Raw genomic sequence first — 12,721 nt, forward strand, 5'->3', positions numbered from 1 at the left:
AATAGGTCGGGGGATACGAATGAAAAAAATGCTACTCGCGCTCAGTCTGTCTGGCGCACTCTTAGGCGGTTCTGTTGCGTGGGCTGAAGAGGCCGTAACAGCACCTGCTTCTTCAGAAACGGCAGCCGCTTCAGCAGCTGAAACAGCAGTTGCGCCTGCAGCTGCAGAAGTTCCGGCAGCGGCGCCTGCGCCAGCACCTGCAGAAGAAGGGCCAAAACTGGACACAGGCGATACCGCCTGGATTTTAGTTTCAACAGCGCTGGTGCTGCTGATGACGATTCCCGGTTTGGCGCTGTTCTACGGCGGCATGGTCCGCAAGAAAAACGTGCTCAGCACCATGGCGCATAGCTTCGTCGCTGCGGCTATCGTCAGCATCACTTGGGTCGTGATTGGCTATACGCTGGCGTTTGGTTCAGGCAATGCCTTTATTGGCGGTTTGGATAAACTGATGCTGTCCGGCATTACGACCGCTGCGCTGACGGGAACCATTCCTGAAATTCTCTTTGTTATTTTCCAAATGACCTTTGCCATTATTACGGTTGCCATCATTACCGGTTCTATTGCAGAAAGGATGAAATTTGGCGCTTTTGTGGCTTTCATCACCGTTTGGTCCATTGTTGTCTACGCGCCAATCACGCATTGGGTGTGGGGCGGCGGCTGGTTAGGCAGTGATGGCGCGCTGGACTTTGCAGGCGGTACCGTGGTGCATATCAACTCGGGTGTTGCAGGCTTAGTGGCTGCGTATATGCTGGGCAAGCGTATGGGCTTGGGCCGCGAATCGATGGCGCCGCACAATCTGGCTTTAACAGTTATCGGTGCAAGCCTGGTATGGGTCGGCTGGTTTGGTTTCAACGGCGGATCCGCTTTGGGGGCAAATGGTTCTGCTGGTTATGCGCTTGTGGCGACTCAAGTAGCGGCGGCTGCGGCTGCGGTAGCATGGCTGATTACTGAAAAAGTGGTGCGCGGCAAATCATCAGTATTGGGCGGCGCGTCTGGCGCGGTAGCTGGCTTGGTGGTGATTACTCCGGCAGCCGGTTTTGTGACGGTGGGCGGCGCAATGGCGATGGGCTTAATCGGCGGCGTTGTCTGCTTCTGGGGCATTACTGCACTGAAACGCGCATTGAAAGCCGATGACTCTTTGGACGCTTTTGGCCTGCATGGCGTCGGCGGTATCGTGGGCGCAATCTTAACCGCATTCTTTGCCAGCCCGTTCATTATGGGTGACAAAGCGCCAACAGACGTAATGCATCAATTATGGGTGCAAGTTGAAGGAGTGCTGGCAACAATTGCTTACTCTGCAGTCTTGACATTCATCATCCTGAAAGTGATTGATCTGGCCATTGGCATCCGTGTTGAATCTGATGATGAACGCATGGGCTTGGACTTGAGCCAGCACGGTGAACGTGTAGAATAATAATTCAGCGCAACAATTTATATAAAATATCAATATATTGTGTAAAACAGCCCGAAAGGGCTGTTTTTTTTCCATATATTGCGTAATGCTCTACAAAACTCATAATTTTTGCTACACTTTAAATCCATCAGGATTTGTTCAATTAAACCGCTATGCATTGTCCATTTTGCAACGCTGCAGACAGTAAAGTAATCGACTCGCGTTTGGCGGCTGAAGGCTGTCAAATTCGCCGGCGCCGTGAATGCGTGTGCTGCGGCGAGCGGTTTACGACTTTTGAAAGCTACGAAGTCGTGATGCCCCGCGTGATCAAGTCAGACGGCAAGAGTGAGCCTTTTGATGAAGCTAAACTGCGCCGCTCGCTGATGCACGCGCTGCAGAAGCGTCCCGTTACGCAAGAACAGATTGAAACAGTGCTGAGCGATATTCAATTGCAGATTCGCCGTTTGGGCGAGCGTGATGTGCGTTCATTGACCATTGGGGAAATTGTCATGCAGTCACTGTTTGCGCTGGATCATGTGGCCTATGTGCGTTTTGCTTCGGTGTATCAGGACTTTCAGGATGTCGAAGCGTTCCGCCGCCAAATTGAGCAAATGCAGCATCGTGGCCAGTAAGCAAATTCAAATGAGATATCAACATGTCTGAAACCAAGTCTGATCAGGACTGGATGCAATTTGCATTGACGGAAGCAGCTTCGGCTGTTTACCGGACACGGCCAAACCCTGCAGTCGGCTGCGTAATTGTCAAAAATAATCAAATCATTGGGCGCGGCGCAACAGCCCCTGTGGGCGGGTCGCATGCCGAAGTTTTTGCCCTCAGGCAAGCGGGAGAGCAAGCCCGCGGCGCAACTGCCTATGTGACTCTAGAGCCGTGCGCGCATTATGGACGCACTCCGCCATGCGCTAAAGGGCTGGTGGAAGCGGGGATTGTGCGGGTCGTCATTGCCTGTGCAGACCCCAACCCATTGGTCGCAGGCAAAGGCGTACAGATTTTAAAAGATGCCGGCATTGAAGTCGTGCAGGGCATTGGTGAAGCGCAGGCCGCGGCGCAAAACAGAGGCTTTTTAAAAGCCATTGCGACGGGAATGCCGTATGTCCGCTTGAAAATCGCCTCCAGTTTAGACGGCCGTACGGCCATGGCATCCGGTGAATCCAAATGGATTACGGGTGCTGAAGCGCGTTTGGATGTGCAGCATTGGCGCGCCATTTCCGGTGTCGTGATTACCGGCATTGAAACGGTATTGGCGGATGACTGCCAGCTGAATGTGCGCCAGCTTAAAGACACTGAAGACTTAAGCGGCGTTGTGCAGCCGAAACGGCTGGTCTTAGACCGTCAGGGGCGTCTGCCTTTGAATGCTAAAATACTGATGCAGCCTGAAATGCTGATGGTTATGGGGCCATTCCGTCAGGAACTGGCAGATTTAGGCGTCACGCAATTAAGCGTGCAGCCTTTAAACACACTGCTGCAGAGCTTATCCCAGCAGTACCAGATATATGATGTGCTGGTGGAAGCCGGAGCGACGCTATCGACTGCATTTTTGCAGGAAAAATTAGTTGATGAACTGATCAGCTATGTTGCGCCGGTATTTTTAGGCCGTTCAGCACGCGCGATGTTCAATGCGGAATTTGACCGCATGGCAGAGCAGCTCCGCTTTAAGCTGGTGGATATTGCCCAAGTGGGTAACGACATCCGCTTAATGCTTATTCCTTCACAAGAGACACTATGAACTCAGAGTCTGCGGTTTATCACAAACGCCGTCACGCGGCACGCACTACCGATGAATATCTTTTCCATCAGCTGGTTCCTTATTTAGGCAACAAGCGCCGCTTGCTGCATCTGATTTTAGAAGCGCTGGAAAGTACGGGAACGCTGAACCGTGAAGATGGCCGGGCGCCGATATTTGCCGACTTTTTTGCCGGTTCTGGGGTCGTATCGCGCCTTGCCCGTCAAAATGGCTACCGTGTCATTGCCAATGACTGGGAGCCGTATAGCCACGCCTTAAACAGCGCGATTTTATCCTGTGTCGATGCGCCTGCGTTTAAAGAGCTGGGCGGCTATCAAAAAGCCATTGATTATTTGAACCGCTTGCCTGAAGTGAAGGGCTGGGTAACGCATAATCTGTGTCCGCGCAATGATGAAATTTATGATCCGGCGCGCGACCGCCTGTTCTTTAAACGCCGCAACGGCATGCGTATAGATGCCATCCGCCAGCAAATTGCCGCATGGCAGGCGCAGGGCGCGATTGATGATGTGGAAATGAGCGCTTTGCTGGCGCCGCTGCTGTATTCAGCAAGCTTTGTCAGCAATACCAGCGGGGTATTTAAAAGTTTTCACCACGGCTGGGGCGGCAAAACTCAAACTGCGCTGGAGCGGATTGAATCGCTGCTGTGGCTGACGCCGAGCCGTTTTTGTGAAATTGGCGATCCAAAACGCCCTGCTGCGGAAATGTGGTGTGTCGATGCGCAGCATTTGGCCAGCCAAATGAGCAGTTTTGAAGTGGATGTAGCATATCTTGATCCGCCGTATAACCAGCATGCATACAGCAGCAACTATCATGTGCTGAATGCGCTGACATTGTGGGATCAGGTGGACTTGCCGACGCCGGATACCAAAGGCTTCAAGAGCGGGATTGACCGCGCATGGCGCAAAGAGCGTCCGAGTCCTTACAACTCTTCTAAGCATGCCAAAGAAGCCTATGAAAAATTATTGGAAACAATTAATGCGCGCTTTATTCTGACCAGTTATTCTACAGACGGCAATATTGGAGCGGCTGATCTGCTGCAGGCCAACTTAAAGCGCGGACGTGTGACTTTGTTAACGCAAGATGTGCCGCGCTACCGCGTCAGCAAGCAGCGCCAGTCTGAACGCGCTCGGGTATTGGAATTTATTGTGATTACCGATACCCATGCTAAATCAGGCCCGCCGATCCGCCAGCTGCTCGGCCAGCTGCATCATTTTGCAGAGCTGGGCGGTGTTGACACTTCCGGTGTCAGCACTCAGCTGGACTTGTGGTAACCCATTTAAAAAATTGAGTACGCTATGTTTACAGGCATTATTGAAAGTTTAGGCAAAGTTGCCAGTGTGCAAAATGTAGGCGGCGATGTGCGCCTACGCATAGAAACCGATCTGGATATGTCTGATGTGCATTTGGGCGACTCCATTGCGACCAACGGCATCTGTCTGACGGTGATTGACTGGGGCGAAAACTGGTATGTTGCAGACGTTTCCCGTGAAAGCCTGAACCGTACGACTTTAGCTACATGGAAAGCTGGGCATCCTGTCAATGTGGAAAAAGCCATGCTGCCGACCACCCGCTTTGGCGGCCACATTGTCAGCGGCCATGTTGATGCGGTCGGTGAAATTACCGTGGTGCGTGAAGATGCGCGCTCTCTTTATTTTGAAGTGGCTGCGCCGGCAGAAATTGCCAAATATCTTGCTGAGAAAGGCTCGATTACCGTTGATGGCGTCAGTTTGACCATCAATCACCTGCGCGGCAACATTTTGAGCCTGAATTTGATCCCGCATACAGCCGAACGCACCAACATCGGCACTTGGAAAGCGGGGGTAAAAGTGAATTTAGAAGTCGATGTTTTAGCGCGCTATATCGAACGCTTATTGCTGGGGGATAAAGCCGCGCAAGCGCCGCAGCAGTCCAGAATCAGCATGGAATTTCTTGCGGAAAATGGCTTCATGAAATAAGCTGAATACTGAAAATAAAAACAGTCTGGTTGAAAAATTAGACTGTTTTTTTGTTTTTAGCTGTATTTTTGGGTCATAATGTTGACCGGAATGGCTTGAAACATCGCTTGGACAGGTGTAGATGATTGATTTTTTAATGAATATTGAACAATGGCTGCCAATGCTGCTGGACCAATACGGTGTATGGATTTACGCCATTTTGTTTCTGGTGATTTTTGCAGAAACGGGTTCGGTCTTCATGTTCTTCTTGCCGGGAGACAGCCTGCTGCTGGCGATTGGCGCCTTATGTTCTACTACAGACGCGGTGCATCTGCATTATATGTTCAGCCTGCTGTTTATTGCTTCAGTGCTGGGCTATACCGTTAATTACTATACCGGCAGTGTGCTGGGGCTGAAATTTTTCAATCAGCATTCGCGTTATTTCAAGCCCGCATATATGGTTAAAACCAATGCTTATTTTATGAAGCATGGCGGAAAGACCATTTTAATGGCGCGTTTTGTCCCTTTTGTCCGCTCTTTCGCGCCTTTTGCCGCAGGGTCTGCGCGCATGAATTTCGCTGTTTTTACGTTTTATAATGTGGTGGGCAGCTTGTTCTGGCTGGGCTTGCTGCTGGGGGTCGGCTATGGATTGGGCCATACGGTCAATGCGGTTGCAGATTCATTTTAAAATCAACACGGGTTGATATAACTCAATAAAGCCCGAAGAAGCGGGCTGTATCAAACAAACTGTTGGTTAATGCTTGGTCACAAGAAGGGCCGTGCTGCCTAAGCGCATGGAGGGTTCATCCGCTGCTGCAAGGCTGAAATGGCCTTTTCGAGCTTCAAGCGTTAAAAATGCTGAAATGGATTGAAAATCGCTGCGGCTCATCCAGAGCTCCTGTGCGGTGACAGTCCATTGCCCTCCGGCAGGGAGAGCTTCAATTGTTCTGGAAATGCGGTTCAAAATGTCCATTTACCTGTCCTGATCAAAGCGGTGCGTCCGCTGATTAAAGGCATGCAGAAGAAGATTCTGCTGAGTGCATGAACATCGTGCTGCAAAAATATGTCAATTTAATGACATAAAGTTATTGATATGATAATTAATATTAACTTTTTGGAATTTCATTTGAAAAATTAGAGTTTTTCAAAATATATTCAATTTCTTCCTGCGCCGCCGCCTGCAGTTTGGCCCGGAAAGCGGCAACAGCCTGCTCAATTTGCGTTTCGGCTTCCAATTCTAAGCGCAGCCGCACACTTTCCAGTTCGGACAGCATTTCTTGATCAGAAACCGACAGGCCTTTGGCAAAATTGAAAGGCGCGCTTTCAGGGTTTTTATGATACCGCGAGGTATACGTCTGAGTATCGCGGTCGATTGTTTGGCGGATGAGCGCTAAAGTTTGCGCCTGTGCTGCAAATTGGCGCAGTTCATCCTGTTGCAGCCGTTCCGCATAGGCCTGCTGTTCGGCGCGCTTTTTTTCCAGCGAACGTTCCAGTGCCTGCTGTTTGCGGATGCGCGCTTCTTCAATCAGCTGCGCTTTGCGTTCCGCATATGCTGTTTCAATGCGTTCAAAGGACAGAGCTTGCCTTTTTTGATCATGCTCCAGCCATTGCTGGACATTGCTGTCGGGCTGGAGTACATCACAGATGCGTCCAAGGTCATCAATAAAGGTCTGACGCACAGCTTCAGGCACATTTAACCAGCGCTGTTTAAAATCTGGACCAACATTTAATGCCACTGCAGCATCTCCTCAAATTGATAATTGAACACCAGTTAAAGCTTGAACGTCTGCGGTTCAACCCCTAAGTGGCGGTATTTTTTGAATTTCTCACGGCCTACAATTTTAGCCGACTCATTGTTTTCAATAATTTCAATAATGTGACTAAAATTTACATATTGTTCAAGTGCTTGATCGTTAAAATTAAACACAATCCAATCCTGCTGTTCAGGCAGATGCTCTGAAATGCATACTGGCGCATCCTGCTGATTGATGCCGTGCGGAATGAAGCCTGCCGCATCAAAGCTCCACAGGCGTTCATCCAGCTGCTGCCGCAATTCTGCATCTTGGCTGAACAGCCAAATCCGCGCGGATTGACGCAGAATCTTACGGCATAAACGGCAAGCGCTTTCGACTTGCCGTTCAGGGCTTTTTTCAAACAGATAAAAGCTGACTTTAGCCATTGGCTTGAGTACGGTTGATCAGGAATTGCATCAGTAAAGGTACTGGACGCCCAGTTGCGCCTTTATTGGCGCCTGAATTCCATGCTGTGCCTGCAATATCCAAATGCGCCCAGCGGTAGTCCTGTGTGAAGCGCTGCAGGAAACAGGCTGCAGTTACTGCGCCTGCTTTAGGCCCGCCAATGTTGGCAATGTCGGCAAAAGGCGAATCCAGCTGCTCTTGATAGTCGTCAATGACCGGCATGCGCCATACACGGTCAAATGAGGTTTGACCGGCTGCTGAAATTTCCGCCGCCAGTTCATCATCCGGTGTGAACATGCCGGTGAGCACTGAACCTAATGCCACAACACAGGCGCCAGTCAAGGTTGCAATATCAATAACCAGGGCAGGGTTGAAACGCTTGATATAGGTTAAGGTATCGCACAGCACCAAACGGCCTTCAGCATCGGTATTCAGAATTTCAACGGTTTGACCGCTCATGGTGGTCACAATATCGCCCGGGCGGGTTGCATGGCCAGACGGCATATTTTCCGCAGCAGCGATTGCGCCAACCACATGAATCGGCAGCCCAGATTCACATAATGCGCGGATCGTGCCCAGTACAGAAGCTGAGCCGCACATGTCGAATTTCATTTCATCCATGCCGGCGCCAGGTTTCAATGAGATGCCGCCGGTATCAAACGTCACGCCTTTGCCGACTAAGACAACAGGCGCTTCTGGACGGCTGGCTTGATATTCAAGGGTAATGATGCGCCCCGGGCGGTCTGACCCCTTGCTGACGGCAAGGAATGCGCCCATGCCTAAATCAGCCATCTGCTGTTCGTTCAGCACAGTCACTTTCAGCAGGTCTGGGAATTCCGCCGCCAAAGCCTGCGCCTGTTCGGCCAAATATTCAGGGAAACAGATATTGCCCGGGCGGTTGCCCAAGTCGCGGGTAAAGTTCTGGCCATTCTGAATCGCCGCAATCAGGGCTAACTGCTGTTCTGTCAGCGCTGTTTGCGCAGCAATCAAATGAATCTGCTCAAGGGTGCCTTCATTCTTTTTCGATTTGTACTCATCAAAAGCATAAGCGGCCTGCGTCAGGCTTAATGCGAATAAATAATGCAATTCTTGCGGAAGCGCTGAAATATCAATGCTGATGTGCTGGAATTTTTTTTGTGAAGATTTGATAATTGTTTGTGCAATTTTCGCTAATTTTGCCGGCTGCAGTTCTGCCGCTTTGCCAATTCCGATCAGGGCCGTGCTGAGGCAGGCTTTGACTGAACCGATTAGCGCTAAAGTTTCATTGAAGCCCGCTTTATATTGAACGGCTTCCATTATTTTATTTAAATCATTGATTTGATATGAGTCGGCAGCATTTTGAACGTGTTCAGAATCTACTAATATCAACAAAGACTGGCTAGACGCATTCGCTTGGAATGACGTATTAATCGTTAGTTTCATAGACGGTATTCGTGCCTTTTTAAATTTGCAAACCATTAAACCATTGAAACATTTTCCTGAACAGAGTTTCAATGCGCAACATAGGGAAAGGTTTTTTATTTTCAGCATTCGGGTAAACTAGGGCTAGTTTTATCCGCTTATCTTTTTGGAAGAATTAATTTGATTATTCGGCGTTATCTGGTCAAGCAAGTTGTTTCGACATCTTTGGTTGTGATTGCCTTATTGACCTTGATCATGATGGGTGGCCGGCTGATCAAGTACTTTGGCGTGGCGGCGCAAGGCCGTTTAGATGCAAGCATTCTGTTCAGCATCATTGGCTACCGCCTGCCGGAGTTTTTAACGTTAATTTTTCCGCTGGGATTTTTTATTGGCCTGATGCTGGTGTTTGGCCGCATGTATGTCGACCATGAAATGGCGGTGATGAACGGCAGCGGGATCAGCCGCCATCAGCTGGCGCGCCTGCTGATTCCTATGACAGTCATTTTCTTAGCAATACAGTCTTTTTTAATGATGTGGGCATCGCCATGGGGGCTGCGCCAGTTTGAAGCGCTGACCACCAGCCAGGCCGTGCGCACGGGCTTTGACTTGGTGCGGCCAAAGGAGTTTATTTCCTCAGGCCCGTATACCATTTATGCCGGTGATTTATCGGATGACCGCAGAAACTTAAAAGATATTTTCTTTTATCAGCGGGCGGAAAAAGAAGGCAAGCCGGATGTGATTATTTTGGCCAAGGAAGCCACCCGTGTTGAAATGCAAAATGATGCCGCCAGTGTAGTGGACTTGACTGAAGGCCGCCGTTACGAAATTTATCCCGGCAAAGCCCGCTATTCGCAGGCTGAATTTCAAAGCTACCGCCTGCGTTTGGAAAATGATGCTGAAGCCAAGTTTGAAAGCGCGGAAGTAGAAGCGCTGCCAACCTCAAAATTATGGAAGAACCGTCAGGACCCTGTGGTTGCCAGCGAGCTGGGCTGGCGCATTTTTGTGCCATTTTCTATTGTGGTGGCGCTGATGCTGTCCGTTGCCTTGTCTGAAGTCAGTCCGCGCCAGGGCCGCTACTTAAAGCTGTTTCCGGCGTTATTGATTTTCGCCAGCTTGATTGTGGCTTTAATGGCCGTCAAAACCCGAATTTCCAAAGGTGAGATGGATATCTGGATCTATCCGGTGATTTTATTGGCGTATGCCGTTGCGGCAGCGCTGTTCTCGCGCAAGCAAAAACTCGCGCCGAAAATTAAGAAGCAAATTCAGCGAGTGAGGTCTTAACAATGTTAGCGCGCCGTATTATTGCCAAACATGTGACCCAAACCACTGCACTCGCTATGCTGGGTGCAACTGCGGTCTTGTCCAGCCTGCAGGTGCTGTTTACCTATTTGGGAGAGCTAGGCTCTCTAAAAGACGGTTATGGCGCATGGGATGCATTCCTGTATGTGCTGTGGGGCGCACCGCATGCGCTGTATGAAATTTTACCCATTTCGGCGCTGATCGGCGCTGTGCTGGGGCTGGGCACGCTGGCGTCGAACAGTGAATTGATTGTGATGCGCTCTGTCGGAATCAGCCTGTGGCGCATCGTCGGCTGGGTTATGCGTTCTGCACTCATTTTGGTGATTTTATCCTTCGCTTTGAGCGAATGGGTGGTTCCCTATACCAATGAGAAATCAGAAAGCATCAAAAGCCACCGGACTGCCGCTGAATTGGGTGAGGTCAAAGGCTACTGGTCGCGTGAAGGGCAGCGCTTTATCTATATCGACTATGCCAATTCGCAAGGCCAATTAAAAAATGTCCAAGTGGTGGATTTCGATGACAGTTACCGGCTGCGCGGCACGCTGGAAGCGGAGCTGGGGCAATTTGTCAAAGACGGCAGCTGGACATTGCAGAATGCCAAGCAAATGGATATTTTGAAAACCGGCGATGCCGTGCTTGAACAAAGCGCGAAACTGCCATTGTCTTTGGCGCTGCAGCCGAAATATGTGCATATGGTGACGCTGGATCCTGAAGATTTGTCGCCAAGCCAGCTGGTCAGCTTCATGAGCTATTTGAATGAATACAGCCAAGTGCCTAAAACCTATCAATTGGCATTTTGGCAAAAAGCCGCTTCGCCGCTGGCGCTGATCGCCTTGGTGGTGATCGCCTGTTCCTTTATTTTCGGGCCGCTGCGCCAGCAGTCGATGGGCTTCCGCTTGGTGATTGCCTTGTTCATCGGTTTGGGCTTTTTCTATCTGCAGGATTTCCTCGGCTATGCCAGTTTGGTTTATTCGCCGTCGCCTGCATGGTTTGTTTTTGTGCCGATTGCGCTGATTTTTGCAGCTGGCGGCTACCTGCTGCACCGCGCAAGATAAGCGGTCAGTATCGGGGAAAGCTATGTTCCTGAACAGGATTAACCGTGCCGGGATCATAGAGTCTTGACCGAAAATTCGGTAAGATAGCGTGATTAATTTATAGACCTGAAGAGTGTGCAATTATGTCGGATGCAGCTGCTAAAAAAATCCCTCACGTTTTAGTGATTATGGATGGTGTGGGACATCGTGTTGAAGAGAAAGATAATGCCTTCTTAGCGGCGAAACGCCCTAATTTGACAGCGATGGAAGCAAAGCATCCGCATGGTTTAATTTCAGGTTCTGGCGAAGACGTCGGCTTGCCGGACGGACAGATGGGCAACTCAGAAGTGGGGCACATGAACCTCGGCGCAGGGCGCGTGCTGTATCAGGACTTTACCCGCATTACCAAAGATATCCGTACCGGCGCATTCTTTGAACACGAAGTACTGGTGGATGCTGTAGAAAAAGCCAAAGCAGCCCATGGCGCAGTGCATATCATGGGCCTGCTGTCGCAAGGCGGCGTGCATTCACATGAAGATCACATTGTGGCGATGGCGGAGCTGGCGCTGAAACGCGGCGCGAAGGTCTATCTGCATGCATTCTTGGATGGCCGTGATACGCCGCCAAAAAGCGCGCAGCCGTCTTTAGAAAAATTGGATGCGCTGTTTGCGCAATATCCTGGCCAAGGCCGTATTGCAACGATGATTGGCCGCTATTTTGCCATGGACCGTGATAACCGCTGGGACCGTGTAGAACAGGCTTACCGCTTGCTGACAGAAGGCGAAGCGCTGCGCACGGCTGCCACAGCTGTTGAAGGCCTGGAACAGGCGTATGCGGCTGGAGAATCTGATGAATTCGTGAAAGCGACCCGCATTGGCGATGTTGCAAAAATTCAAGATGGCGACAGCGTTGTCTTCATGAACTTTCGTGCAGACCGTGCGCGTGAAATTACCAAAGCGTTTGTGGAAAAAGACTTCGCTGGCTTTGAGCGTAAAACTGTCCCAGCTTTGTCTAAATTTGTCATGCTGACCCGTTATCAAGCAACCATTGATGCGCCTGTAGCCTATATGCCGGAAGCGCTGGTGAATTCGATTGGCGAGTACTTGTCGGGCTTGGGCAAAACGCAGCTGCGCATAGCTGAAACAGAGAAATATGCGCATGTGACCTTCTTCTTCAGCGGCGGCCGTGAAGATGAATATCCAGGCGAAAAGCGTATTTTGATCCCTTCGCCAAGCGTTGCAACGTATGATTTGAAGCCGGAAATGAGCGCATACGAAGTGACGGATGAACTGGTGGCTGCCATTAATTCAGGTGAATTTGACCTGCTGGTGGTGAACTATGCCAATGGCGACATGGTTGGCCATACAGGCGTATTTGATGCTGCTGTGAAAGCGGTTGAAGCGGTAGACACTTGCCTTGGCCGGGTCTATGACGCGGTCATGGCAAACAAAGGCCACATGATTATTACTGCTGACCATGGTAATGTGGAACAGATGCAGGATTATGTCAGCGGTCAGGTGCATACGCAGCATACCACTGAGCTGGTGCCGTTTATTTATGTTGGGCCAAATGCTGCAGAAATTGATGAAGGCGGCGTGCTGGCGGATGTCGCGCCGACATTGCTGAGCTTAATGAATGTGCCGGTTCCAGCAGAAATGCAGGGGCGCAATTTAATACACGTGAAGGCTTAAGCATTAAGC

At 50.2% G+C, this 12,721-nt stretch carries 13 protein-coding genes; 9 read left to right on the plus strand and 4 right to left on the minus strand.

From position 1 onward, the window contains the following. Nucleotides 1–19: 19 nt before the first annotated feature. The 6 genes from JZ784_RS12280 (at nucleotide 20) to JZ784_RS12305 (ending at nucleotide 5,777) form a co-directional block, all read left to right on the plus strand. Nucleotides 20–1,414, plus strand: a complete 1,395-nt coding sequence (locus JZ784_RS12280) for an ammonium transporter (RefSeq protein WP_346315066.1) — start codon at nucleotides 20–22, stop codon at nucleotides 1,412–1,414. A gap of 152 nt (nucleotides 1,415–1,566) precedes the next feature. Continuing rightward, complete coding sequence (nrdR, locus tag JZ784_RS12285; RefSeq protein WP_005013430.1) at nucleotides 1,567–2,025, plus strand: transcriptional regulator NrdR; 459 nt, start codon at nucleotides 1,567–1,569, stop codon at nucleotides 2,023–2,025. Between the two features lie 23 nt (nucleotides 2,026–2,048). Further along, entirely contained in the window at nucleotides 2,049–3,137 is a 1,089-nt protein-coding gene (gene ribD, locus JZ784_RS12290; protein ID WP_346315067.1) for a bifunctional diaminohydroxyphosphoribosylaminopyrimidine deaminase/5-amino-6-(5-phosphoribosylamino)uracil reductase RibD, read from the plus strand. Continuing rightward, nucleotides 3,134–4,426 (plus strand): DNA adenine methylase, encoded by a 1,293-nt coding sequence (locus JZ784_RS12295; RefSeq protein WP_346315068.1) that lies wholly within the window; start codon nucleotides 3,134–3,136, stop codon nucleotides 4,424–4,426. The genes ribD and JZ784_RS12295 overlap by 4 nt, the downstream gene beginning before the upstream one ends. 24 nt (nucleotides 4,427–4,450) lie before the next feature. Next, nucleotides 4,451–5,110, plus strand: coding sequence for a riboflavin synthase (locus JZ784_RS12300; protein WP_346315069.1), 660 nt, complete (start codon nucleotides 4,451–4,453; stop codon nucleotides 5,108–5,110). Nucleotides 5,111–5,231: 121 nt separating this feature from the next. Next, the gene (locus tag JZ784_RS12305; RefSeq protein ID WP_005013422.1) at nucleotides 5,232–5,777 is read left to right on the plus strand and encodes a VTT domain-containing protein; all 546 of its coding nucleotides are present in this window, start codon (nucleotides 5,232–5,234) and stop codon (nucleotides 5,775–5,777) included. A 66-nt stretch (nucleotides 5,778–5,843) separates the two neighbouring features. Here JZ784_RS12305 and JZ784_RS12310 read toward each other — a convergent pair whose 3' ends face one another. The 4 genes from JZ784_RS12310 to JZ784_RS12325 all read right to left on the minus strand — a co-directional run bounded on the left by JZ784_RS12310 (nucleotide 5,844) and on the right by JZ784_RS12325 (nucleotide 8,709). Beyond that, on the minus strand, nucleotides 5,844–6,062 hold the full coding sequence (locus JZ784_RS12310) for a hypothetical protein (protein ID WP_130144072.1): 219 nt from the start codon (nucleotides 6,060–6,062) through the stop codon (nucleotides 5,844–5,846). A 133-nt stretch (nucleotides 6,063–6,195) separates the two neighbouring features. Then, nucleotides 6,196–6,825: a hypothetical protein gene (locus JZ784_RS12315; RefSeq protein WP_130144071.1), complete on the minus strand. Its 630-nt coding sequence runs from the start codon at nucleotides 6,823–6,825 to the stop codon at nucleotides 6,196–6,198. 35 nt (nucleotides 6,826–6,860) lie between these two features. After that, nucleotides 6,861–7,268: a DNA polymerase III subunit chi gene (locus JZ784_RS12320; protein ID WP_346315070.1), complete on the minus strand. Its 408-nt coding sequence runs from the start codon at nucleotides 7,266–7,268 to the stop codon at nucleotides 6,861–6,863. After that, nucleotides 7,261–8,709, minus strand: coding sequence for a leucyl aminopeptidase (locus JZ784_RS12325; RefSeq protein WP_005013413.1), 1,449 nt, complete (start codon nucleotides 8,707–8,709; stop codon nucleotides 7,261–7,263). Before JZ784_RS12325 ends, JZ784_RS12320 begins: the two co-directional genes overlap by 8 nt. A 159-nt stretch (nucleotides 8,710–8,868) precedes the next feature. Between JZ784_RS12325 and lptF the strand changes: the two genes are divergently transcribed. The 3 genes from lptF to gpmI all read left to right on the plus strand — a co-directional run bounded on the left by lptF (nucleotide 8,869) and on the right by gpmI (nucleotide 12,712). After that, on the plus strand, nucleotides 8,869–9,969 hold the full coding sequence (gene lptF, locus JZ784_RS12330; RefSeq protein ID WP_005013411.1) for an LPS export ABC transporter permease LptF: 1,101 nt from the start codon (nucleotides 8,869–8,871) through the stop codon (nucleotides 9,967–9,969). A 2-nt stretch (nucleotides 9,970–9,971) separates the two neighbouring features. After that, entirely contained in the window at nucleotides 9,972–11,042 is a 1,071-nt protein-coding gene (lptG, locus tag JZ784_RS12335; protein ID WP_346315071.1) for an LPS export ABC transporter permease LptG, read from the plus strand. Nucleotides 11,043–11,164: 122 nt separating this feature from the next. Further along, nucleotides 11,165–12,712 (plus strand): 2,3-bisphosphoglycerate-independent phosphoglycerate mutase, encoded by a 1,548-nt coding sequence (gene gpmI / locus JZ784_RS12340; RefSeq protein ID WP_346315072.1) that lies wholly within the window; start codon nucleotides 11,165–11,167, stop codon nucleotides 12,710–12,712. Nucleotides 12,713–12,721 lie beyond the last annotated feature (9 nt).

Source organism: Acinetobacter sp. CWB-B33 (assembly GCF_039655955.1).
Classification (GTDB): Bacteria; Pseudomonadota; Gammaproteobacteria; order Pseudomonadales; family Moraxellaceae; genus Acinetobacter; species Acinetobacter bouvetii.